Origin of the sequence: Haloplanus salinarum, assembly GCF_024498175.1 — an archaeon.
In the GTDB taxonomy this organism is placed as follows: Archaea; Halobacteriota; Halobacteria; order Halobacteriales; family Haloferacaceae; genus Haloplanus; species Haloplanus salinarum.
Genome location: NZ_CP101823.1, coordinates 1,792,931 through 1,815,020, shown reverse-complemented (window position 1 = coordinate 1,815,020; position 22,090 = coordinate 1,792,931). Strand labels below are relative to the sequence as shown.

The 22,090-nt window shown below is 69.2% G+C and carries 22 protein-coding genes; 10 read left to right on the top strand and 12 right to left on the bottom strand.

The features are described 5' to 3' along the window. Positions 1 to 92: 92 nt before the first annotated feature. Entirely contained in the window at positions 93 to 641 is a 549-nt protein-coding gene (gene dpsA / locus NO364_RS09395) for a DNA starvation/stationary phase protection protein DpsA (RefSeq protein WP_257627359.1), read from the top strand. 81 nt (positions 642 to 722) lie between these two features. On the opposite strand, the gene NO364_RS09390 is transcribed toward dpsA, so the two are convergent. From NO364_RS09390 to NO364_RS09380, 3 genes are all read right to left on the bottom strand, one after another. Further along, complete coding sequence (locus NO364_RS09390) at positions 723 to 1,493, bottom strand: DUF7260 family protein (RefSeq protein WP_257627358.1); 771 nt, start codon at positions 1,491 to 1,493, stop codon at positions 723 to 725. Then, positions 1,490 to 1,783 (bottom strand): DUF7552 domain-containing protein, encoded by a 294-nt coding sequence (locus NO364_RS09385; RefSeq protein ID WP_157691026.1) that lies wholly within the window; start codon positions 1,781 to 1,783, stop codon positions 1,490 to 1,492. The genes NO364_RS09390 and NO364_RS09385 overlap by 4 nt, the downstream gene beginning before the upstream one ends. 90 nt (positions 1,784 to 1,873) lie before the next feature. Further along, complete coding sequence (locus NO364_RS09380) at positions 1,874 to 3,199, bottom strand: glycerate kinase type-2 family protein (protein ID WP_257627357.1); 1,326 nt, start codon at positions 3,197 to 3,199, stop codon at positions 1,874 to 1,876. Between the two features lie 52 nt (positions 3,200 to 3,251). On the opposite strand from NO364_RS09380, the gene NO364_RS09375 reads away from it, so the two are divergent. The 5 genes from NO364_RS09375 (at position 3,252) to NO364_RS09355 (ending at position 8,491) form a co-directional block, all read left to right on the top strand. After that, on the top strand, positions 3,252 to 4,931 hold the full coding sequence (locus NO364_RS09375; protein ID WP_257627356.1) for a TraB/GumN family protein: 1,680 nt from the start codon (positions 3,252 to 3,254) through the stop codon (positions 4,929 to 4,931). Next, positions 4,928 to 5,557, top strand: a complete 630-nt coding sequence (locus NO364_RS09370) for a zinc metalloprotease (RefSeq protein WP_199243687.1) — start codon at positions 4,928 to 4,930, stop codon at positions 5,555 to 5,557. The genes NO364_RS09375 and NO364_RS09370 overlap by 4 nt, the downstream gene beginning before the upstream one ends. A 54-nt stretch (positions 5,558 to 5,611) precedes the next feature. Beyond that, positions 5,612 to 6,208, top strand: a complete 597-nt coding sequence (locus NO364_RS09365; protein ID WP_199243688.1) for a TetR/AcrR family transcriptional regulator — start codon at positions 5,612 to 5,614, stop codon at positions 6,206 to 6,208. After that, complete coding sequence (locus tag NO364_RS09360; protein WP_257627355.1) at positions 6,205 to 7,617, top strand: MATE family efflux transporter; 1,413 nt, start codon at positions 6,205 to 6,207, stop codon at positions 7,615 to 7,617. Before NO364_RS09365 ends, NO364_RS09360 begins: the two co-directional genes overlap by 4 nt. Before the next feature lie 130 nt (positions 7,618 to 7,747). Then, the gene (locus tag NO364_RS09355; RefSeq protein ID WP_257627354.1) at positions 7,748 to 8,491 is read left to right on the top strand and encodes a proteasome assembly chaperone family protein; all 744 of its coding nucleotides are present in this window, start codon (positions 7,748 to 7,750) and stop codon (positions 8,489 to 8,491) included. Here the strand turns inward: NO364_RS09355 and corA are convergent, their stop codons facing one another. Further along, positions 8,492 to 9,487, bottom strand: a complete 996-nt coding sequence (gene corA / locus NO364_RS09350) for a magnesium/cobalt transporter CorA (protein ID WP_157691030.1) — start codon at positions 9,485 to 9,487, stop codon at positions 8,492 to 8,494. Beyond that, positions 9,484 to 9,648, bottom strand: coding sequence for a hypothetical protein (locus NO364_RS09345; protein ID WP_199243689.1), 165 nt, complete (start codon positions 9,646 to 9,648; stop codon positions 9,484 to 9,486). The genes corA and NO364_RS09345 overlap by 4 nt, the downstream gene beginning before the upstream one ends. Positions 9,649 to 9,731: 83 nt before the next feature. On the opposite strand from NO364_RS09345, the gene purM reads away from it, so the two are divergent. Next, positions 9,732 to 10,703: a phosphoribosylformylglycinamidine cyclo-ligase gene (purM, locus tag NO364_RS09340; protein ID WP_157691031.1), complete on the top strand. Its 972-nt coding sequence runs from the start codon at positions 9,732 to 9,734 to the stop codon at positions 10,701 to 10,703. Positions 10,704 to 10,724: 21 nt separating this feature from the next. Here the strand turns inward: purM and NO364_RS09335 are convergent, their stop codons facing one another. Together NO364_RS09335 and NO364_RS09330 are read right to left on the bottom strand one after the other, a co-directional pair. Next, positions 10,725 to 11,264 (bottom strand): CBS domain-containing protein, encoded by a 540-nt coding sequence (locus NO364_RS09335; RefSeq protein ID WP_157691032.1) that lies wholly within the window; start codon positions 11,262 to 11,264, stop codon positions 10,725 to 10,727. Between the two features lie 67 nt (positions 11,265 to 11,331). Beyond that, positions 11,332 to 13,977, bottom strand: a complete 2,646-nt coding sequence (locus NO364_RS09330; RefSeq protein WP_257627353.1) for a serine/threonine-protein kinase — start codon at positions 13,975 to 13,977, stop codon at positions 11,332 to 11,334. Between the two features lie 291 nt (positions 13,978 to 14,268). Here NO364_RS09330 and NO364_RS09325 point away from each other — a divergent pair, with 291 nt between their 5' ends. Further along, entirely contained in the window at positions 14,269 to 14,571 is a 303-nt protein-coding gene (locus NO364_RS09325) for a DUF7969 family protein (RefSeq protein WP_157687755.1), read from the top strand. Positions 14,572 to 14,580: 9 nt separating this feature from the next. Here the strand turns inward: NO364_RS09325 and NO364_RS09320 are convergent, their stop codons facing one another. Together NO364_RS09320 and NO364_RS09315 are read right to left on the bottom strand one after the other, a co-directional pair. After that, positions 14,581 to 17,508, bottom strand: coding sequence for an RtcB family protein (locus NO364_RS09320; protein WP_257627352.1), 2,928 nt, complete (start codon positions 17,506 to 17,508; stop codon positions 14,581 to 14,583). Between the two features lie 35 nt (positions 17,509 to 17,543). Then, positions 17,544 to 17,954: an archease gene (locus tag NO364_RS09315; protein ID WP_257627351.1), complete on the bottom strand. Its 411-nt coding sequence runs from the start codon at positions 17,952 to 17,954 to the stop codon at positions 17,544 to 17,546. A 120-nt stretch (positions 17,955 to 18,074) separates the two neighbouring features. Here NO364_RS09315 and glnA2 point away from each other — a divergent pair, with 120 nt between their 5' ends. Both glnA2 and NO364_RS09305 read left to right on the top strand, forming a co-directional pair. Continuing rightward, entirely contained in the window at positions 18,075 to 19,430 is a 1,356-nt protein-coding gene (gene glnA2 / locus NO364_RS09310) for a gamma-glutamylputrescine synthetase (protein WP_157687758.1), read from the top strand. 79 nt (positions 19,431 to 19,509) lie between these two features. Beyond that, positions 19,510 to 19,986 carry a GNAT family N-acetyltransferase gene (locus NO364_RS09305; RefSeq protein WP_157687759.1) on the top strand — a complete coding sequence of 159 codons (477 nt, stop codon included), beginning with the start codon at positions 19,510 to 19,512 and terminating at the stop codon, positions 19,984 to 19,986. Between the two features lie 13 nt (positions 19,987 to 19,999). Here NO364_RS09305 and NO364_RS09300 read toward each other — a convergent pair whose 3' ends face one another. The 3 genes from NO364_RS09300 to NO364_RS09290 are packed head-to-tail and all read right to left on the bottom strand — an operon-like array spanning position 20,000 to position 21,966. Then, positions 20,000 to 20,848: an eIF2B alpha/beta/delta subunit family protein gene (locus tag NO364_RS09300; protein WP_157687760.1), complete on the bottom strand. Its 849-nt coding sequence runs from the start codon at positions 20,846 to 20,848 to the stop codon at positions 20,000 to 20,002. Positions 20,849 to 20,892: 44 nt separating this feature from the next. After that, positions 20,893 to 21,156 carry a DUF5822 domain-containing protein gene (locus tag NO364_RS09295; RefSeq protein WP_157687761.1) on the bottom strand — a complete coding sequence of 88 codons (264 nt, stop codon included), beginning with the start codon at positions 21,154 to 21,156 and terminating at the stop codon, positions 20,893 to 20,895. 24 nt (positions 21,157 to 21,180) lie between these two features. Continuing rightward, positions 21,181 to 21,966, bottom strand: a complete 786-nt coding sequence (locus tag NO364_RS09290) for an alpha/beta fold hydrolase (protein WP_157687762.1) — start codon at positions 21,964 to 21,966, stop codon at positions 21,181 to 21,183. Positions 21,967 to 22,090 lie beyond the last annotated feature (124 nt).

Below are 22,090 nucleotides of genomic sequence, written 5' to 3'. Positions count from 1 at the left end.
CCACCAATTCCCCCGAATTTAGGCGTATCAAATCGTGACAACGGGTCACAGCGAAAAAGCGTAAGTGGGTGGAGGCCCTACACCTAATCGCAATGAGTAAGCAAGAATCCATCCGACAGCAGGCCGATACGGTCGAGGCCAGCGAGGCGCTCCATCTCGAGCAGGACAAGTCCGAACAGATCGTCGAGGCGCTCAACACCGACCTCGCCGCGACGTACGTTCTCTACCACCAGCTGAAAAAGCACCACTGGAACGTCGAGGGTGCCGAGTTCCTCGGGGTCCACGAGTACCTCGGCGAGGCCGCGGCGGACGCGGAGGCGGCCGCCGACGAGCTCGCGGAGCGCGCCCAAGCGCTCGGTGGCGTCCCGCTGGCCGGCGGCAAGCGTCTCGAGGAGCACGCACCCGTCGAGCCCGAGAATCACGACGTCTACGATATCAGGACCTCGCTCCACAACGACATGGAGATGTACGGCGAGATCATCGAGACGGTCCGCGACCACGTCGAACTCGCCGAGGGGCTGGGTGACCACGCCACCGCCGAGATGCTCCGCGAGCAGCTCATCACCCTCGAAGAGCACGCGCACCACCTCGAACACTACCTCGAAGACGACACGCTCGTCCTCGAATCCGCGACGAACTGACGTCCGAACGGAGCCCGAGCACCCTGCTGGCGGACGAGGCCGGGACGGGCCGCCCCGGCGCACTTTCCTTTCTGTCCCCGTCTACGCACACCGGGTGAGGTGTGCCCGGACGTTGCGTTGACACCGCTCGCAGGTCGCGACCAGCGTCGCCACGCCGTCGAGCACGGGATACTCCACCGGTAGGTCCTCGTAGAGGTAGGAGACCAAACACCGGTGGCCGAGGCCGACGTGTGCGTGCTCGCTGGTCGAGCCGTCGAGGAAGGACTGTCGCTCCCGGGCACGCTCCGCACACCGATCGAGGTGGTCGTCGAGGCGGGCGTGCCGGCTGCGCAGGCCGTCGAAGTCGAGATCCGTCAACGGCGTCTCGTCGGCCCGCTCCAGCCACCGGCGGATCGACGCGAACACGTCGCTGGCGGTGTCGAGCGCCGCCGCTTCGCGCTCCAGCGCGGTCGCCATCGTCCGGAGTTGCCACCGCCGCTCGGTCGCGGCCTCGATCACCTGCTCGCGGAACTGCGGGGTGAACGCCGACCCCGTCGTCGGCGCCAGCGCCACCGCCACCTCCTCGCCGAGTTCGCTCGCCAGGATCTCGAAGACGGACTCGTCGTCGTCGACCGACTCGGCCGACCGCACCGTGGCAGCGAAGGCCTCACGGACCGCCGCACAGCCGCCACCCTGCTGGGTCGTCGCGAGCGTCGTCCCGACGGGGCCGGGCGCGTCGCCGCCGACGCCGTCCGTCGAGACGTCCCGGAGCCGCTCGACGAAGGAATCGTAAGCCGTCAGCTTCGCCGCCACCGCCTCCCGTTCGTCCGCGACCCGCTCGCTGGCCGCCGGGACGTGCATCTCGACGGTCATCGCTCGCCCTCCACCGACACCGCGGAGCGGCCGGTCGTCGACTCCCGGTCGGCCGGCGGCGCCCGGCAGTCGTGGACGATGGGGTCGACCCACGACAGCGCGGGGTCCCACCGCCTGAGCGCCGCCCGGTACGTGCGGGTGAGCCGGGCGGCCGTCGCGGCCGTCTCCCGGTCCGGAAAGCGCAGTCCCGCGGCCGGAACCGGCGGCTCGCCGGTGCGGGCCGACGCCACGCGGTATGGCCCGCCGTCGGCAAGCGACTCGATTCGACGCCGCGTCTCACGGAGCCCCATCGGCCTCACCTCGTGTGGACGTGTCGGGACACACCTCGATCATACGATTTAGGCTAGCCTAAAACATCATAAGCGTTTCGTCGTCGGGGACTACTCGACGACCACGACCCGCAGGTCGTTGACGTTCGTGCCCGTGGCGCCGGTGTCGACGACCGCCTCGCGGTCCCTGAGGTAGCCGAAGGCGTCGCTGTTCGCGAGCGCCCGGCGGGCCGCCGCGACGTCGTCGACGGTGTCGGCGTCGACCAGCGCGCCCGCGAAGTCGCTGCTGCCGTCGCGGCCGTCGGTGTCGACGCAGGCGAGCGTCGTCGACGCCGGGAGTTCGACGGCCGCCGCCAGGGCGAACTCGGCGTTCGGCCCGCCGACGCCGTCGCCGCGGACGGTGGCCGTCGTCTCGCCGCCCGAGAGGACCACCGCCGGCGCCTCGACGGGGTTGCCCGTCGCACCCACCTCCTCCGCGACGGCGACGTGGGTCAGCGCGGCCTCCCGGGCCTCGCCCCGCACCGACGACGAGAGGACGCAGGTCCCGTAGCCGCGGTCGGCGGCCACCTCGCGGGCCGCGTCGATGGCCGTGAACGCGTCCGCGAGCACGTGGTTGTGGGTCCGGTCGAAGACGGAGTCGCCGGGACCCGGCGTCTCGGGGAGGTCGCCGGCCGCACCCCGCTCCAGTCGCTCCCGGACCGCCGCCGGCGGGTCGACGTCGTACCGCTCCAGGGCGTCGAGGGCGTCGGCGTAGGTCGACCCGTCGGGCGCGGTCGGTCCGCTGGCGATCACGCTCAGATCGTTGCCGACCACGTCGCTGAACACGAGGCTCACGACGCGGGCGGGCGCCGCGAGTTCGGCGAGGCCGCCCCCCTTGAGCGTCGAGAGGTGTTTGCGCACCGCGTTGAGATCGCCGATCTCCGCACCCGCGTCGAGGAGCGCGTCGGTCGTCGACCCCAGGGCGTCGAGCGTGATCCCCTCGGCCGGCGCCGGCAGGAGCGCGCTCCCGCCGCCGGTGATGACCGCGAGTACCAGCGTCCCCTCGTCGGCGTCGGCGACGAGTTCGCGGACCCGGTCGGTCCCTTCGACACCCGCTCGACTGGGGACGGGGTGGTCGCCCCGGAGCCGTTCGATCCGGTCGCCCTCGCCGGGCTCCGGCGTGACGACCGCGCCGGCGTCGATCCGGTCGCCGAGGACCGCCTCCAGCGCGGACGCGACCCCGTCGGCCGCCTTTCCGCCCCCCACGACGACGATGCGGGTCACGCCCGACAGGTCGTAGGTGGCGTCGCCGACGCGGAGTCGGTCGTCGTCGAGGCCGACCGCGTCGGCGACGACGCGGTCGGGGCGGGCGGCCTCGATGCCCGCACGGATACAGGCGAGCGCCGTCTCCCGGCCGACGGTCGATGCCAGCCGGCTCTCGTTCTCGATGGAGACCATACCCCGCCTCTCTCCGACAAGGGTAAAAAGCGTGCCCCAGTAGCGGGCGGTGATGAACGACCAGGGGGCGTCGACCGGTCGGGAGGGTCGCGTCCGCGTCGTCGGCACGGCACACGTCTCGTCCGAGAGCGTCCGCGAGGTGGAGGACACCATCGAGGACGAACGGCCAGACGTGGTCGCGGTCGAACTCGACGAGGGTCGCTACCGCCAACTGCAGGGCGAGACGCCCGACGACATCGAACCCGGCGACCTCCTGCGTGGCAACACCGTCTTCCAGTTTCTCGCCTACTGGATGCTCTCGTACGTCCAGTCGCGGCTGGGCGAGAAGTTCGACGTCACGCCCGGCGCGGACATGATGGCCGCCGTCGACAGCGCCGAGGAACTCGGGATCGACGTGGCGCTCGTGGATCGCGACATCCAGACGACGATCCAGCGGTTCTGGGCGCGACTGGGCCCCATCGAGAAGGCTCGCCTCGTGGGCGGCCTCGTCTTCGGCGTCACCGACGCCCGAGGGATCGGTCTCGCGCTCGGCGTCGCCGCCGGCGTGATCGCCGGGCCACTCTTGGGGCTGTTCGGCCCCTCGCTCGGCCTCACCCTCCCCATCCTCACGCGGATCACCGGGGGCGTCCTCCTCGCCATCGCCGTCGGCCTCGTCGTCCACACGCTCGCCGACGTCGTCCTCGGCCCGGACGAGGCGCTGATCGCTGGCGGCGCCGTCGGCGTCGCGGCCGGCCTGCTCGGCGGCGTCGGCCTCGGCCTCGCGGACGGCGTCGTCGCCTCGCTCGGCCCCTTCGTCGCCCGCGTCGTCGGCAGCCTCGCCCTGGGGCTCGCCGGGGGCGTGAGCGTCGGCCTCGTCGCCGGCTGGCTCGCCGACCGCGCCGGCTACGGGGCCGCCGAGGCCGACGAACTCGACGACTTCGACGTCGCCGAACTCACCGACGCCGACGTGGTGAGCGTCATGATGGAGGAGTTTCGAACCTTCAGCCCCGCCGGCGCCCGCGCGCTCATCGACGAGCGCGACGCCTACATCGCCCACGAACTGGTCCGGCTCCGCGAGGCCGGCCGGGACGTGGTGGCCGTCGTCGGTGCCGGCCACCGCGAGGGGATCGAGGGCTACCTCGACGCGCCCGAGACGCTTCCCCCCTGGGAGTCGCTGGTCGGCACCGACTCCGGCGGTGGCGTCCCCTGGCTGAAGGCCGTCGGCGTCCTCGTCTCCGTCGGCTTCGTCGCCTTCTTCGTCTTGCTGGCGATGGCCGGGGTCCGCGACGGCTTCCTCCTGCGGCTCTTCGCCGCGTGGTTCGTCGTCAACGGCGTCTTCGCGGCGGGGCTCGCCAGACTCGCCGGCGCCCGGTGGTCCTCGACGCTCGTCGGCGGGCTGGTGGCGTGGATGACCTCCGTCAATCCCCTGCTCGCGCCCGGCTGGTTCACGGGCTACGTCGAACTCCGTCACAACCCGGTCAACGTCGCCGACATCGGCACGCTGAACGAACTCCTGAGCGACGAGGAGAAGCCGATCCGCCAGCTCGTCGGCGAGATGTTCGAGGTGCCGCTGTTCAAACTCATCATGGTCGTCGCGATGACCAACGTCGGCAGCATGATCGCCAGCCTGCTGTTTGCGGTGTACGTCCTGCCGCTGTTCGCGACCGAAATCGGCGGCATCGAGGGCGTCTCCCGACTCATGGTCGAGGGCGCACGCAACAGCGCCGAACTGCTCTGGAGGACCGTCACGTGACCCTCCGGTTCAGCGCTCGCGAACTCCGCGACCTGGGGGTCGCGTGGGTCGCCCTCGGCGTCGCCTTCGCCATCTTCTTCGCCGGTGGGGGGAGCCGCGCAGTCACGATGTTGCTCGATCGAGGGGTGGTCGGCCCCCTGCTGATCTCGCTCGTCACCGCCGGCCTCGGCTTCCTGCTCCACGAACTCGCCCACAAGGTCGTCGCCGTCCGCTTCGACCAGATCGCCGAGTTCCGCGCCGACTACGGCATGTTGTTTCTGGCCGTCATGAGCGCGCTCGTCGGCTTCCTCTTCGCCGCACCCGGCGCCGTCCACCACCGCGGGCGTCTCACCCCGCGCGAACACGGCCTCATCGCCCTCGCCGGTCCCGTCACCAACGGCCTCCTCGCGCTCGTGTTCGTCCCCGTCTACGTCGCCGGCGCCCTCGTCGGATCGCCCTTCCTCGCCCTCCTCGGCGGGCGCGGCATCGCCATCAACCTCTTTCTGGCGGCGTTCAACCTCGTCCCCTTCGGGCCGCTGGACGGGCGGACCGTCCTCGACTGGAGCACGGTCGTCTTCGTCGCGGCGTTCGTCCCCGCCGCCGCCCTCGCCGTCTACGTGGTGTTCGTCCTCGGCGTCGGGTTCTGATCGGCGGGCGCGCGAGTTCCGAAGCCTTTTGCTGACTGACCGGTCAGTTACGGTGTGAACGGCGACGACTCGGTCCCCGAACCGACCGACGACATCATGTGTGCGACCTATCGGGCCCTCTGCCGGCACGGCTACGCCGACCTGACGATGCAGGACATCGCCGACGAGTGGGAGAAGAGCAAACCCGCCCTCCACTACCACTACGACACCAAGCGCGGACTCCTGCTTGCCTTCCTCGATCATCTCTTTACTACCTACACCGACCGCGTGGCCGCTCCCGACTCGGGGCCGGTACGGGAACGGCTGGACGCGCTGATCGACGCCGCCCTCGACCCGCCGCGGACGGACACGCACCGCGAACTCCGGACGGCGCTCTTCGAGGTGAAGGCCCAGGCGCCCCACGACGAGGCGTTCCGCGAGCGGCTGTCGCGCTTCGACGACTACCTCGCCGGCGAGGTGCGATCCGTCGTGCGCGACGGCGTCGAGTCGGGCGCCTTCCGCGCCGACGCCGACCCGGAGACGACGGCGACGCTCCTGGTGACCCTCCTCAACGGCGCCCACTCCCGCCGGGTCGCCCTCGGCGCCGACGACGGCGTGCGCGAGGCCATCGACGGCTTCGTCGACGACCACCTCGGGGAGGGCTCCCGATGAACCTCGGAGACGTCTTCAAGTCCCGCGAGGAGTTCGACCTGACTGAGGGCGACGTCGGCCTGCCCCTGTTTTACCTCTCCTTGCCCATCGTCGTCACGAACCTCCTGCAGACGGCGTACAACCTCGCCGACACGTTCTGGATCGGTCAGTACAGCACGGAGGCCCTCGCCGCGATCAGTTTCGCCTTCCCGATGGTCTTTCTCATCATCTCGCTGGGGATGGGATTGGCGGTGGCCGGGAGCATCCTCGTCGCGCAGTACACCGGCGCCGGGGAGGAGCGGGAGGCCGAGTACGCCGCCTCCCAGACCGTCGGGTTCGCGGCCGTCGTCTCGGTGGTCGTCGGCGCCGTCGCCTACGTCTTCGTCGGTGACGTCCTCGCCCTCCTGGGGCCGGAACCGGACGTGTTGCCCCTCGCGACCGGCTACATGGAGATCATCTCGCTCGGCATCTTCTTCATGTTCGGCTTCCTGGTGTTCGTCTCGCTCATGCGCGGGTACGGGGACACGATCACCCCGATGCTCGTCATGCTCGGCTCCGTGGCGCTCAACGTCGTCCTCGACCCCTTCCTCATCTTCGGGTGGTGGGTGTTCCCGCAGTGGGGCATCGAGGGCGCGGCGATCGCCACCGTCTTCTCGCGTGGGCTGGCGCTCGTCGTCGGCCTCTGGATCATGCTCTCCGGCCGCCGCGGGGTCCGGATCAGACCCCGGGACGTCGTCCCCGACCTTCAGTACGGTCGACGGCTGATCCGGATCGGCGTTCCGGCCTCCGTCGAGGGCACCGGCCAGGCCGTCGCCATCAACCTCCTCATGTTCATCGTCGGCACGTTCGCGACGCCCGTCGTCGCGGCCTTCGGTATCGGCGTGCGGGTGTTCTCGGTCATCTTCCTGCCCGCCATCGCGGTGGCCCGCGGCGTCGAGACCATGTCCGGACAGAACATCGGCGCCGGCAAGCCGGACCGCGCGGCCCTGACCGCCCGGGTCGCCGCCCGGACCACTTTCGTCGTCCTCGCGGCCGCGGGCGTCGTGACGTGGTTTTTCGCCGACCCCATCGTCGCGCTCTTCACCGACGACCGACAGGTGATCGAGGTGGGCGCCACGTTCCTCCGCTACGTCGCCCCCTCCTTCGGCTTCATCGGCATCATGCGCTCGTACAACGGCGGGTTCCGCGGGGCGGGCAAGACGCTCACCGCCGCCGCCATCGCGGTGACGATGCTCGGCGGCGTGCGTCTGCCCATCGCCTGGTTCGCCTCGCGGATCATGGGCCCGCCGGGCATCTGGGTCTCCTTCCTGATCTCGAACGTCGCCGGCGCGGTCATCGCCTACGTCTGGTTCGGACGCGGAACCTGGCGCACCGCCGAACCCCGCGGGTCGGCCGTGACCGACGTCGTCGACGACCCGGCCGACGACTGATACGGTTCGTTGTAAGTCAGCACCGGTGAGTCGCCGAGGCGGTCCGGCGACCCACCGATAAACAGGTACCGTGATCCGTATGGCATCCGCGGCCGACAGTATAACTGTGGCTCCGCCGTAGGAACCGGTCATGTCAGAAGTCCAACCTCCTGGCCCATCCTTTCACATCTCCGATCACACGGCGCCGTCGACGACGGTCGTCGCCGGCTTCTCCGCGTTCGGCCTCGCCGGCATCACCGCCGCGGACTACCTCGTCGAGGCGCTCGATCTGGAGGAAACCGGACACGTCACTACGGACTCGCTCCCCTCGATCACACCCTTCGAGGATGGTCGGCCCCGGCACCACTCGCGGTTGTTCTCCCGGCCGGACCTGGATCTGACTGTCCTGGTCAACGAACTCTTTTTGCCTACTTCGGCCGCCGACCCCTTCGCGGAGGCGATGCTCGACTGGACCGACGAACACGACGTCACCGAGGTGCTGGTGCTCTCGGGGATTCCGTACGCACACGGCCCGGACGCCCACGAAACGTTCTACGTCGCCTCCGACGACTACCGGGAGTTCCGTCTCGACGGGACCGACATCGAGCCGATGGGCAAGGGGTTTCTCGACGGTGTCAACGGCGCGCTCGCGTACCGCGGCATCGAGTCCACCCTCCGGACCGGCGTGTTCATCACGCCGGTCCACGCACAGGTGCCGGACGTGCCCGCCGCGATCCGACTCGTCGAGGCCGCCGAGCGGGTCTACGACCTGGGCATCGACGCCGAACCCCTCGAGGCGTTCGCCCGGACCGTCGAGCAGTACTACCGGGACCTCGCGACCCAGGTCGAGGCGGCCGCGGACCGAGAGGTGCCCGAGGACCGGATGTACATGTGATCAGAGCCACCCCGACGAGCGGAAGTAGCCGAGCATGACCGCGGCGGTGAGGGCCATCCCCGCCACGACCGCGGGGTAGCCGAAGCGCCACCCGAGTTCGGGCATGTTGTACGGCCCGCCCGAGAAGTTCATGCCGTAGACGCCGACGACGAAGGTCAGCGGGAGGATGATCGTCGCGACGACCGTCAGTCGCTTCATTACCTCGTTGGTCGACTGCGAGAGGGTGTTGAGGTAGATGTCGCGGGCGCCACTCGCCAGGTCGCGGTACGTCTCGACGAGTTCGACGTGTTGGACGAGGTGGTCGTAGACGTCGCGGTAGTACTTCTCGGTCCCCGACCGGACGTGTGCCGCGTCGCCCCGGGCGAGGACGCTCACCGCGTCGCGGGTCGGCCAGACGATCCGCCGGATCGAGAGCAGTTCCCGACGGAGGCTGTTGAGGATCTCCAGGGTCTCCGTGTCGGGGTCGTCGATGATGCGGTCCTCCACGGCCTCGATGTCGCGACCGATCTCGTCGAGAATGGCGAAGTACTCGTCGACGATGGCGTCGAGGACCCGGTAGGCGGTGAAGTCGGCGTCGTTGCCGAGCAGTCGTGGCTCCTCGCGGGCGACGCGTTCCCAGACGCTCCCGACGGCCGCCGTCTCCTCGGCGGTGATCGTCACGATCCAGTCGTGGCCGAAAAAGAGGCCGACCGGCTGATCGCGGATCTCCTCCTCGAAGGTCGTCTCGCCCCCGCGGAGGCGTGCGCTCTTGACCAGTACGAACGTGTGTTCCGGGAACTCCTCGACCTTGGGGGCGGGGGTGCCCTGTACGTCCTCGATCTCGAGCGCGTGGAGGTCGAAGGCCTCGGCCACCCGGTCGAGTTCCTCGTCGGTGGGCGCCGAGACCCGGACCCACGTCGTCCCGGTCGCCGACCGAGCCTCGCGCAACGCGTCGAGGCCCGACCCCTCGCGTCCCTCGACGACGCTCCGATCGTAGACCACCGTCCGGACCGTCATGTCGTCGCCCTCCGACCGTCGCCGACGGCGACGAGGGTGATCCCGACCATGACCGCCGTGATCGAGAACGCCCGGCCGGGGTAGGCGACGACCAGCCCCGCCACGTAGCCACAGACGCCGACGGCCGACAGGGCAACGCCGACGAGGAAGGCTCGGTCCATGTGCACCCCTCGCGCACGGAACACCAAATACCTCGGCCGTCGCAAGCGGTGTGCTTTTGCCGTCGGCCGACGGCCTCCGACGCATGAGCGACGACGACGAGGAACTCACGTACGCGTCCGCCGGCGTCGACATCGGGGAGAGCGAGGCGGCCACCGCCGCCCTCGTTGGCGCCGTCGGCGAAGGCACGGGCGACTACGCGGGACTACTCGACATCGGCGACCGGTACCTGGGGCTGGCGACCGACGGCGTCGGGACGAAACTCCTCGTCGCGGAGGCCCTCGGCGACTACTCCACCGTGGGAATCGACTGCATCGCGATGAACGCGAACGACCTCGTCGCCGCCGGGGTCCGCCCGGTCGCGTTCGTCGACTACCTCGCGGTCGACGAACCCGACGAGGACTTCGCGGAGCAGGTGGGCGAGGGCCTCGCCGTGGGCGCCGAGCGTGCCGGGATCGAACTCGTCGGGGGCGAGACGGCGGTGATGCCCGAAGTCATCACGGGACTCGACCTCGCGGGGACGTGTGCCGGGCTGGCGGCCAAAGAGGCCGTCTTCCCCGGGCAGGCGGAAGTGGGCGACGCCCTCGTCGGCGTGCCGTCCTCCGGCATCCACTCGAACGGGCTCACCCTGGCTCGGGAGGCCGTCACCCGCCAGGGGTCGTACACCGACCCCTGTCCGTTCGGCGACTACGACCGCCTCGGCGACGCGTTGCTCGAACCCACGCGCATCTACACCGACCTCCTCGACCCGATGCGCGAACACGGCGTTCACGCCGCGGCACACGTCACCGGCGGCGGCTGGACGAACCTCGACCGCCTCGGCGACGCCCGCTACGTGGTCGAAGAGCCCTTCGACCCACAGCCGGTCTTCGACTTCGTGCAGGAAGCCGGCAACGTCGCCGACGAGGAGATGTACCGCACGTTCAACATGGGAACTGGCTTCGTCGCGGCGCTCGATCGGTCGGACGCCGAGTCGCTGGCGGCGGCCGTCGACGGCCGCGTGATCGGTCGCGTCGAATCGGGGAGCGGCGTCTCGGTCCGCGGGCTGGACCTGTAGGCGGGGCGCCGGCGGTTCCGTCTACGACAGTTCGGCCGCGATGTCGGCCTCGGTGATGATGCCGACGGCCTCGCCGCTCTCGGTGACGATGACCGCCTTGTAGTAGTCGAGCAGGTTGCTGATCTTGTCGACGGAGTCCTCCCGGGAGACCGTCGGGAACTGCTCGCTCATGATCTCCGCGACGGCCTTCTGGCCGACGTTCTCCCCCTCGTGGCGGATGTCGCTGAAGCTGATCGAACCGACCGGCAGCCCGTTTTGTAATACCGGCAGCTGCGAGAAGGCCGCCTCCTCCATCCGGCGTTCGGCGTCGGCCACGGAGTCGTCGGGGGCGACGCTGACCAGCGTCTCGTTCATCAGGTCCTCCGCCCGGACGACGCTCCCCTCGGCCTCGTCGAGCGCCGAGACGATCCGTCTGAGCGTCGACAGCCGGGGGTCGACGTCCCCGCCCTCGATCCGCGCGATCAACGGCTGGGAGACGCCCGCCATCTCCGCGAGCGCGCTCTGTGTCAGGTCCAGGGAGGTCCGGCGCTCCCGCAGGTCCTGCGGCGTCGGTAGCTCCATGTCAGGGGATAACCAGAGGTTATTAAAATTACTTTCGACCGGCGTGCCGTGCGTGTCGTGTGGCCGGTCACGATTCCCGCAGGTCCCGTAACTCGTTTCGTAACAGGAGTGCCGACTCGTATCGGTCGTGTTTCCGCTTTTCGAGGGCGGTCAAGAGGACGTCGTCGAGGGCGGATGGGACGGATGCGACGTCACTCGGGGGTGTCGGTTCCTCGTCCAACACGCGCCGCATCACCTTCGTCGGCGGCCCCTCGAACGGCGGCCGTCCCGTGAACAGTTCGTAGAACACCGCCCCCAGTTGGTAGACGTCCGTGATGTCGTCGGTGGACCCGTACGACTCGTCGAACTGTTCGGGTGCGGCGTACTGTGGCGAGAGTCCTTCGAGGCTCTTCGAGTGTTCGAGGAGCTGCTTCGACAGCCCCCAGTCGGCCACCTTCGGCACGTCCCACCCGTCCTCGACCGACCGAAAGAGGACGTTCTTGGGCTTGAGGTCGAGGTGCGCGATGCCGTGGCGGTGTGCGTGACGCACGCCCTTCGTCACTCCGATCGCCGTCCACAGCGTCTGATCGAACTCCAGTTCTCCGGCCCGGTCGGCCAGATCGCCGGCGTCCATATACTCCATCGCGATCCACGGGAGCGGGTCGGCGTCGTAATCCACCACGCCCACGATGTGGTCGTGGTCGTCCAGTTTGTCCCACGTCTCGGCCTCCTCCATGAGCCGTTCGACCGTCCCGGTGTGGAGCGTGCCCACCATCCGCGGTTCCTTGACCGCGAGTTCGTGTGTTCGATCCGTTCCGGTCGTCCTCACGAGATAGACGTCGGCGTTTCCACCTTTCCCGAGGAAGTCTTGCCGCTCCAGGGCGGCGTAGTCGACGTCGACGTTCGCCACGGTCGGGATCGTCTCGGGCGGCCGGTTCCGGAGCAGTTCCGTCGCCCGGTCGATCCCCGTCCGGCATCGCTCCCGAAGGGTCCCGACGGTCGTATCGAACCTCTCGATCCCCGTGGCGTCGACACGCCGAGCGATCGTCTCGAGGTCGTCCTCGATCGCCACCAACTGCTCTCGCGCCTGCGCGGGGTCGTCCGCGACGCGGTCGAGGGCGTCGTCGACGCGCCGCCGGACGTCGTCGACCGACGCACGGAGATCGATCGCGTCCCGACACGAGTTCGCCCGCGATCGGAGGGCCGGCACGCGGGTCCGTAGCCGATCGTCGTCCATGTTTTCGGCGGTCTTCGCAACGGCGTCGACGGACTCGGTCGCGTCGTCGAGCCGAGTTCGTAGCGTCGGCACCGATTCCGTTTCGATGTCGTCCCGGATCTCCTCCAGACGCCGCTCCGCGCGGTCGAGTCGGGCACACAGCCGCGTCGCTGCCCGCCGGTCAAGCGCGTCGTCGACCGCGCCGTCGTTCGCGGCGGTTCGGGCGTCGGTCAACGCCGCCCCGCTACGGTCGCGGGGGGCTTCCGTATCGTCGGAGACGGAGGACGGATCGGTCGCGTCGACCGACTCGGGAGGGTCGACCGACAGTTCGGGACGCGTCCGAATCAGGTCCCGGAAGAACTGATCCGGCGCGGCCCGGAGATCGAACGTCGAGACCGTGCCGTCGTCGGATGCGACGCGAACCCGTGGGAGGTCGTCGTCCGACCATTCGAACGCGACGCGTGCGGGGTCGTCCTCGGTCGACTCCGTCGTGTCGTAGAGGTTGTCGTCGACCTCGACGAGGCGGTCGGTGGTCAGGACGAGCCACGTGTTCGCCCGGAGGGTTCCGAGCGTCTCGACGGCGGAGACGAACCGCTCGTCCCGGCCGACGCCGTCCTCGACGTGGCCGCGGACCTGCTCCGGGAGCGCTTCGAGGGTCGCGGCGTAGCCGGGTGTCTTCGCCACCGACGGAGTGTCGTTCGCCGGCGCCTCGCTCACCATGGCATCGAGTTCCTCGATCCGCTCGTCGGCGGTCGCACGCGCGTCGGGCGTCGGTGCCATCCGTCGGGCCTCTTCGTACGCCACTCGCGCCTGCTCGGCGAGCGTCAGGGCCCGGTCGGTGTCGTCGCCGAGCAACGCCCTGGCGTCGGCACGGAGGTGGTCGCCGGCGGTCAGGTGGGCGTCTGCGGTGACGTCGCCGTCGGCAGGCGGCGTTCCCGACGTGGATCGGGACGGTCCGGAGGGGGTCGCCGGCGGCGTCCCGTCGGATCGGCCGTCGTCGTCTCGGCCCCGGTTCCGGAGGCGGACGGCTCCCAGAATACCAGCGGCGAGTACGCTCACCGACACGAGCACGAGCACGATCCAAGACGATGGATCGGAAACACCGACGACACCGCCGGGAACGGGACGCCCGTCGTCGCCGGCGGGGCCGTCGGTTCGACTATCGCTTTCCGCGAACAGCTCTCCGTCCGGGGAAAGGGGTTCCGTCGACGACGCGGATGTCAACGTTCCTCCACCAGTCGCGTAGACGGTGTCGTCGTGCTCCCCGATAGCGGTCCCCTCGACCGCGGCGGGCGACGAGCGGACGTTCCCGTCCGTTCGAAACCGCCGTGATTCCCCACCACCTGGCTCCGGGTTCGTGTGTTCCCGTGCGCGTCCGGTGTTCGTCTCGTCATCCCCGGACGGTGGCCACGACTCCGAGCGGTCCCCTCGCCCGGCACCGATACCGGCACTGCCCGACAGCGCCACACCCGTGGCGACCGTCCGCAACACCGCTCGGCGTGACAAGCCGTCGGTCACCACGTTTTCCCCCCATTGCTCGGGTTCCGGTGCCCGCTCATCAACGGACTGACGGTAGACGGCCGAAACCAAAAGGCTTCGTCCGGCTACCGGGATCCGTCGACGCACTCGGACGCCGGTCACTGGGGCTCGCGGTTCCGACGCGAGCTCCCCGTGTCCGGGGTGTCGAAGCCCGGTAACGGCTTACCGCTCACGTTTCCCGTCCCGTTGGCGAGGGCGAAGGTGGGACCGGCGAGGTCGCTCGACGACCCACGGCCGACAGTATAACTCCCTCCGTACCGTACTGCCCACATGAGCTATCCGGTCACTTACCACTGTCCGCGGTGTGGGGCCATCGTCGAACTCGAACGCGAGGGGTATCTCGCCGACAAGTCGGTGACGCCGTATCCGCTCGAAGGGTGGACGTACGCCGACGCCGACGGGGATATCGAGGCCGCGGACGGCGTCCGCTTCGTCTGTGGCGCCGACGGCACCCTCCGCGACGACGACGCGACCGGCTGTGGGGACCCCTTCTACCTGAGTTACGTCCGCTTCGAGGACGGCGAGGCGGTCGAGGCGGTCCCCGAGAGCGAGTACGTCAGGCTCGACCCCTGAGGCGGGGACCTACCCCTTGATGTTACAGACCGGATACGTCCGTGCCACCTTGTCGCCGATGCCCAGTTCGTCGGAGACCCGGACCACCTCGTCGACGTCCTTGTAGACGCCGGGGGCCTCCTCGGCGACGGTCGCGCCGCTCTGAGCCTTGACGTAGACGTGTTGCTGATCCCGGAGTTCGTCCTGGACCGTCTCGCCCCAGAACTCCTGTTTGGCCTGCGTCCGACTCATGAGTCGGCCGGCGCCGTGGGCGGTCGATCCGAAGGTGAGGTCCATCGACGCCTCGCCGCCGCGGAGGACGTAGCTCCCTGCACCCATGCTCCCGGGAATGATGATCGGCTGTCCCACGTCGCGGTAGGCGGCGGGCACCTCGGGGTGGCCGGCGGGGAACGCCCGCGTCGCGCCCTTGCGGTGGACGTAGAGTTCGCGTTCCTCGCGTACGTCGTCGCCGCCCGGCCGCCCCTGCGGGTCGACCCCGACGTCGTGGACCTCCTTCTTGGCGATGTTGTGGGCGACGTCGTAGAGGAGGTGCATGTCCATCGACTCCCACGAGCGGTCGAACACCCGCTCGAACACCTTCCGGGTCCGGTGCATGATCAACTGGCGGTTCACCCACGCGAAGTTGATGCAGGCACACATCGCGCCGTAGTAGTCCTCGGCGAGTTCGGAGCCGGCGGGTGCGGCCGCGAGTTCCTTGTCCGGCAGGTCCGCGAGCAGGTCTGAGTGCCGTTTTTCGATCTTCCGGAGGTAATCCGTGCAGGTCTGGTGGCCCAGCCCCCGGCTCCCGCAGTGGATCAGGACGACGATTTGCCCGGGTTCCAGCCCGTAGGCGTCGGCGACGTCCTCGCGGTAGACGTCGGTCACGCGCTGCACTTCGAGGAAGTGGTTGCCGCTCCCCAGGCTCCCCAGTTGGTTCTTCCCGCGGTCTTTCGCCTTCTGTGAGACGGCGGCGGGATCGGCGTCCGGCCGTCGCCCCTCGTCCTCGCAGTGTTCGAGGTCGGCCGGAACCGCCCACCCCGCCTCCAGCGCCCAGTCGACCCCGCGGTCGAGGACCGACTCGACGGTGTCCATATCGCCCTGGACGACCCCGCCGCCGCCCAGCCCCGAGGGGACGTTCGCGAACAGCGCCTCGACGAGTTCCTCCTCGCGGCCGCGGACGTCGTCGTAGGTCAGATTTGTTTTCATCATTCTGACGCCGCAGTTGGAGACGACGAACCCGTTCGCGAGGAACGTGTGAGCGTCGTGGGTGACGCCGATGTCGTAGACCGGTTTCGAACCGGCCGCGTGGATCGATTCGATTTCGGTCCTGACGGCGCCGTCCGCACGAACGTCGACGGTCTCACGGAACTCCTCGAAGTCGGGGAAGTCGTCGCCCGGTCTCGGTCGACCGGTGCGACCACTCCAGACGCTTCGTTCGACGAACCGGTCGTTGATCTCGAAGCGCTCCTTGATATCCGAAACGTCCGAACCACCGTCGGCCAGCGTCTGTGCCTCCGTGGCGATCCGTTCGCGTCGGGAGATCGCTCGCTCTTTCGATCGGAGATACTGGACCGCCACCGCCGCTTTCCGCCGTTTCTCCGGGTGGTATCGGTACCCGACACGAGTGAAAAATCGGATGAGGTTCTCCGAGTCGTTCTTGATACCGAGGCGGAGACGGATCGTCTCGGACGTGCTGTTCGAATCGGTCTCGAACGCCTCGATATCGTTGGTCTCGATGCCGAGGTCGTCGAGGAACGACGCCATATCCTCCAAGAAAGCCAACCCTGCCGTCCTCGTATCGGCCGTTCTGGTCTGGGAGACCTTCGGACAGTAGAGGTTCTTGTCGCTCTGGGCCGCCGGGGTGTTCATTTCGGCCCCGAAGTACGCCGCGTAGAAGAGCGCCCGTTGCCAGTCTGCGAGACGGTCGAGGTAGCCGGGTGTCGTGAACCCGGACGCCACTTTCGGCCCCTCGGGAACGCCGAGTTCGACGAACACGCGCCGTAACGCCTTGGACGTCGTCTTGAAGCTGTCCTCCGTCCGCTCGAACGTCGAACCGTCGATATCGTGGTTTCGGTCGCGTTCGTATATCTTCGAGGGCTTGAACCCGATCTCCCGAATGTCCGCGCGGATCCGTTCCAGTTCCTCCGGCTCGCCGTAGAACCACGTCTGACCTGGGCCGCCGTACGAACCGTCACCGAGCAGGAATCCGACGATCTTGAGCAGTCGGTGGAACTGCTCGTCCGTGGATCGGAGGGGCAGGAGCCCCCGGTCCTTCAGGACACGCCGGATCTGAGGATTGTCGTCGGCGAAGTCGTCCTCGGAGAGGACGGTGAACTCGTCCGGATCCTCGTGTTCGATACCCTCGAACGGGTGGACGTACACCGACTCGCCGGGCGTTAGCTCCTCGACGGGGATCATTCCCTCCGGCGTCTCGAATCGGTGATCGCCGGTCGCCTCGATTCGCCGTCCGGTCGCCGTTTCGAGTTCGTACACCGGTTTCGCTCCGGACTCGGTGAACAGCCGAACCTCCGAAGTGGTGAGTTCGTCGCCCGCCGCCACGGCGGCACGCTCGTTCTCGAACCGCTCGCCGAGCGCTTCGAGCGACAGCTTCCGCCCGAAGGCGAGCCGCACGTCGGTTTCGCCGGGCAAGCAGTTGATGTCGTACCCGACCGCTCCCGGCGAGATACAGCCGGTCTCGGCGTCCGTCGCGCCGACGCCGCCGACGGGGAAGCCGTAGCCCTGGTGGCCGTCGGGCATGCAGACGGCGTGGGAGGTCATCCCGGGCAGGTGGGTCGCGTTCTTGAGCTGTTGGAGGGTATCGTCGTCGCCGATCCGTTCGAGCAGCGACTCGCTCGCCAGCACCCGCGCGGGGACGCGCATCTCCCCTTCGCGGGGAATCTCCCAGACGTGCTCCCGAACCCGTTCGAGCCGGATGCCGTCGAACTCGCGTGTGGTCATACCGGGGTCGACGGGGTCGACGCGGGAATACGTTACTACACGTCGAGGACGACGTAGGCCTCCCAGCCGTCTTCGGTCCGCTCGACGCGCATCTCGGAGTAGGTCACCGCCTTCACGTCGCGGGCCGTGATGGCCGCGAAGGGGACGCCGCGGGCGCTCGCCTCGACGGTCCACTCCCCGTCGTCCTCGCGGACCGTGGCCTCGTTGTCGACCGGGAGGACCCCGCGGACGTCGCGCTCGTAGATGAGCCGGTCGAGGTAGTCGAAGAGGAGCGCCTCGACGCTCTCGGCGACGACCGTGACGGCGAAGCGCTCGCCCGTCTCCGGGATCTCCTCGCAGGTCGCGGCCGCGAGACCGTCGGCGGCGGCGGCGAAGGCCTCGCCGCGGGTCTCGCCGCGGGACGCGACGGCGACGTCGGCGGTGTGGGGGCGGAGTTCGAAGCTCATCGGGGGTCGTCGACGGAACGAGGGGTGGGGACGGCAAAACGCTTGCTCGACCGACTCGGGAAGGAGAATCATTTGCCGGTATGCCCCGGCATACGGGGGTGTCGCGTGTCGTCACGGCACATGACATCCAGCAAGGACGTCCTCCGGCGTGCCGACGCGGAGGACGTGGAACTGGTACGGATCGTCTTCGTCAACAACAGCGGCGTGCCGCGGGGGCGGGTCGTCGACCGGGAGTCGTTGCCGACCGTACTGGCCGACGGGGCGAACGTCACCCACGCGATGCAGTCGTTCAACGCGCTCGACCGGTTGGCTCCCGAGGGACGGTTCGGGCCCGCCGGCGAGGTGCGGGTCGTCCCCGACCCGGAGACGTTCACCGTCCTGCCGTACGACGACCGGACGGCGCTGATGCTCGCTGACCTCCACGACTTGGACGGCGAGCCGTGGGCCGCGGGGCCGCGCGCGCAGCTCCGCCGGTATCTCGACGAACTGGCGGCCGAGGGGTACGCGCCCGAACTGGCCTACGAGAGCGAGTTCTACTACACCCGGACCGACGAGGACGGCGAGTCGGTCCCCCTCGACGACAGCACGTGCTTCTCGACGGCGGGGATGCGGAGCGCCCACGACGTCGTCCTCGACACCGTCGACGCGCTCAAGGCTCAGGGAATGGGGCTGTCGGCGTACTACCCGGAGTACGGCCCCGGGCAACAGGAACTGGTCACCGATCACGACACGGGCGTCGCCGCCGCGGACGACCACGTCCGGTTTCTCGAGACGGTGCGGGCGGTGGCCGCCGACCACGGCATCGACGCTACGTTCCGCCCGAAGCCGTTCCCGAAGCTTCCGGGGACGGGCTGTCACATCCACCTGTCGTTGTGGCGTGACGGCGAGAACGTCCTCCACGACCCGGACGCGGACGGACCGTATCCGCTCTCGGAGGCGGGTCGGCATTTCGTCGGCGGCCTCCTCGAACACGCACCGGCGCTGGTGGCGGTGACGGCCCCGACGGTGGAGTCGTACGACCGGCTGGCGCCGGGGATGTGGTCCTCCGCGTACACCTGCTGGGGCGAGGACAACCGCGAGGCCACGGTTCGCGTCCCGTCGGTGAGTCGGAGCGCGCCGGCGGCGACGACCCGCGTCGAGTTCAAGCCGGCCGACAACACGACCAACCCCTACCTCGCGCAGTTGGCGCTGGTCGCGGCGGGGATGGACGGTATCGAGCGCGAACTCGACCCCGGCGAGCCGCTGAACCGGGACCCGGCCGACGTCGACGAGTCCCAACTCGCGGCCCGCGGAATCGAGCGCCTGCCGAGCACGCTCGCGGCGGCGCTCGACGCGTTCGCGGAGGACGACGTCCTCCGGTCGGCGATGGGCGAGGCCCTGTTCGGTTCGTACCTCGAAGTCAAGCGGAGCGAGTGGGCGATGTCGGCCGACGGCGACGGGGAGTGGGAGTCGGACTACCTCGACCGGTCCTTCTGAGGGTGCGCGCGGTCCGAATGCGGCGACGATGGACGCCGACGGTGAAGTTATAACGTCCGATACGCCTAGAAGTGACGTAGTGAGCGTCACCGTCGAGAAGCGCGTGGACGGCCCCGGGACGACCGACCACGCCGGCGAGGCCTGGGAGCTCAAAGAACGGATCCGCCGGACGGAGGGCGTCCTGAAACAGCGGAAGCGCTTCTTCATGGACGCGTATCGACGGGCGAAGACCCACCTGCTCTACCTCGACGACGACTTCGTCGGCTTCGCGACGGCTCGGCGCGACGGCTACATCCTCTTTCTGGCCGTCGCCCCCGAACGGCGTGGCGAGGGGTTCGGCCGACGGCTGATCGCGGAGGTAGCCGAGGAACACCGGACGGTCACCTGTCACGCTCGGGCGACGAACGAGCGGGCGCTCGCCTTCTACGAGTCCGTCGGCTTCGAGATCAAGCGTCGCATCGAGAACTACTACGAGGACGACGGCGACGCGTACTACCTCCGTCTGGGCCCCGACGAACGGCTTCGGGACCGGCTCTCCGAGTTGATCCGGCGGTAACCGTCACGACGCCTCAGCCGTCGTAGTGACCCCGGTCAGTGACGACCTCGTCGACCAGCGACATCGGCGTCGCGTCGTAGGCTGGGTTCTCGATCCGGACGCCCTCGACCGGTTCGCGGATCACCTCGGCGGGCGGGCGCGACTCGTTCTCGAAGACGAAGTCGTCCTCGATGATCTTCGACTGCGAGCCGACGACCGTCACGGGCACGTCGACCACGTCGGCGGCGGCGGCGATGGGGAAGGTCCCCACGCGGTTGTAGAGGGTGTCCTCGACGATGCAGTCCATGCCGACGATCACCCGGTCACACCGGTCGAGGAGGTGGCCGGCGGCGCTGTCGACGGCGAGGTGTGGTTCGACGCGACCCATCTCGGCGAGTCGGCGGGCGGCCTTGCGGCCGAGATAGCGGGGTCGCGCCTCGGTGACGTAGGCGGTGAGGTGCCGCCCCTCGCCGGCGGCGGTCTCGATTGCCTCCAACACGGTCGAGGAGAAGTCGTGGGTGAGGACGGTCTCGCCGTCCTCGAACGTCTCGGCGGCCTCCGCGGCGGCCCGTCGCTTGCCGGTTTCGATCTCCTCGGTGACCCGGCCGATCACCTCCTCGGTGTGGGATTTCGCCCCCTCGACGGTGTCGGACGCCCCGAGAACCGCCTCGACGACCTCCCGCATCGCCTTGTGGAGCGAGGCGTGGGAAGGGTTGGCCCGACGGAGCGCGCCGGCGTTGCGCTCCAGGTCGCGCTCGTAGGACTCGACGTTCCGGTAGTCCCGATCGAGGAGTTCGCGAAGCGCGCCGGTGGCCTTGACCGCGACCACCGACGAACTGTGGGTCTCCATCCGGCGGATCTCCTCGATGGTCTCGTCGATCATACGGGGAGGTGACGTGTCCGCGGCAAAGAGTTTCCGGCTGGCGGTCAGTCGCTCCCGCTGTCGGCCTCGCCCGCGTCGTCGACCGCCCGCCGTGCGTAGGCGTAGGCGAGCAACGCGGTGACGAACCAGACGAGCGCGCCGACCCGGACGGCGAAGGCGGCGCGGGCACCCCACGTCGGGAGCGTCGTCGTCGTCGAGAGCGCCGCCACCAGCGGCGCGCCGGCGACGATGGTCGTCACGAACGTCACCTGCATCACCCACCCGAAGTCGACGCCGTCGGGGTCGGTTCGCTCGACGCGGTGTGGCACGGCCGCGGGTTGGCGGCCGACCCGCTAATGCGTGGCGGTTCGCTCCAGAAACGCCGACAGCGCCTCGTTGAACGCCTCGGGACGCTCCAGCATGGCGAGGTGGGCCGCGTCGGGGACGGTCGTCCACTCGGCGTCGGGAATGGATTCGGCGAGTGATTCGTGGTACCAGGGCGGCGTCAGGGCGTCGTGTTCCCCGACGACCGCGAGCGTCGGGACCGCCACGTCGTCGAGTCGGCCCCGGACGTCGAACTCGTGGCAGGTCCGGAAGTCGCGGTGGGTCACGGCCCGGCCCGCCTCGTGGAGCATCTCGCGGGAGACGGTCACCAGCCGCTCGTCGGGGTCGTGAAAGAGCCGATCCGGGCCGTGGAGGAACTCGATCGCCCGCTCGAAGTCCGTCCGGAGCCACCGGAGCAGGTCGTCGAGGACCGCGAGTTTGGCGCCCGTCCCCGCGAGCACCGCCCCCGAGAGGTCGAGGTCGGGATCACGGTCGAGCAGGAGCGTCAGGACGACGGCGCCGCCGAGGGAGTTCCCACAGAGGACGCGGGCATCCGTCTCGCGTGCGACGGCGACGACGTCGTCGACGTAGGCCGACAGCGTCTCGTACCCCGGCTCGGCGTCGACGTCGTCGCTGTCCCCGTGGCCGCTCAGATCCAGGGCGATCACGGGCCGCCGGTCGGCGAGTCTGGTCTGTGCCTTCCAGACCCCGCTCGATCCGCCGCTCCCGTGGACGAAGAGGATCGGCGCCTCGTCGCCGCCCCGGTCGTGTCGCCGGTAGGCCGTCGTCCGGCCGTGGTGTGTAACCGTCTCCATACGATCGATAGCGCTGGCAGGCGTATAAACCCCGCCCGCGGGGGACGAAACGTGTGAACCGCTATTTCACTGAACGAAGCCACCCCGACACTGTACCGCGATTATTTGGCGAAAGTTTTAAATA

Bases quoted from the DNA above. Each gene is read 5' to 3' on its own strand.
- dpsA (WP_257627359.1), top strand. From the start codon at position 93: ATGAGTAAGCAAGAATCCATCCGACAGCAGGCCGATACGGTCGAGGCC.
- NO364_RS09390 (WP_257627358.1), bottom strand. From the start codon at position 1,493: ATGACCGTCGAGATGCACGTCCCGGCGGCCAGCGAGCGGGTCGCGGAC.
- NO364_RS09385 (WP_157691026.1), bottom strand. From the start codon at position 1,783: ATGGGGCTCCGTGAGACGCGGCGTCGAATCGAGTCGCTTGCCGACGGC.
- NO364_RS09380 (WP_257627357.1), bottom strand. From the start codon at position 3,199: ATGGTCTCCATCGAGAACGAGAGCCGGCTGGCATCGACCGTCGGCCGG.
- NO364_RS09375 (WP_257627356.1), top strand. From the start codon at position 3,252: ATGAACGACCAGGGGGCGTCGACCGGTCGGGAGGGTCGCGTCCGCGTC.
- NO364_RS09360 (WP_257627355.1), top strand. From the start codon at position 6,205: ATGAACCTCGGAGACGTCTTCAAGTCCCGCGAGGAGTTCGACCTGACT.
- NO364_RS09355 (WP_257627354.1), top strand. From the start codon at position 7,748: ATGTCAGAAGTCCAACCTCCTGGCCCATCCTTTCACATCTCCGATCAC.
- corA (WP_157691030.1), bottom strand. From the start codon at position 9,487: ATGACGGTCCGGACGGTGGTCTACGATCGGAGCGTCGTCGAGGGACGC.
- NO364_RS09345 (WP_199243689.1), bottom strand. From the start codon at position 9,648: ATGGACCGAGCCTTCCTCGTCGGCGTTGCCCTGTCGGCCGTCGGCGTC.
- purM (WP_157691031.1), top strand. From the start codon at position 9,732: ATGAGCGACGACGACGAGGAACTCACGTACGCGTCCGCCGGCGTCGAC.
- NO364_RS09335 (WP_157691032.1), bottom strand. From the start codon at position 11,264: ATGGAGCTACCGACGCCGCAGGACCTGCGGGAGCGCCGGACCTCCCTG.
- NO364_RS09325 (WP_157687755.1), top strand. From the start codon at position 14,269: ATGAGCTATCCGGTCACTTACCACTGTCCGCGGTGTGGGGCCATCGTC.
- NO364_RS09320 (WP_257627352.1), bottom strand. From the start codon at position 17,508: ATGACCACACGCGAGTTCGACGGCATCCGGCTCGAACGGGTTCGGGAG.
- NO364_RS09315 (WP_257627351.1), bottom strand. From the start codon at position 17,954: ATGAGCTTCGAACTCCGCCCCCACACCGCCGACGTCGCCGTCGCGTCC.
- glnA2 (WP_157687758.1), top strand. From the start codon at position 18,075: ATGACATCCAGCAAGGACGTCCTCCGGCGTGCCGACGCGGAGGACGTG.
- NO364_RS09300 (WP_157687760.1), bottom strand. From the start codon at position 20,848: ATGATCGACGAGACCATCGAGGAGATCCGCCGGATGGAGACCCACAGT.
- NO364_RS09290 (WP_157687762.1), bottom strand. From the start codon at position 21,966: ATGGAGACGGTTACACACCACGGCCGGACGACGGCCTACCGGCGACAC.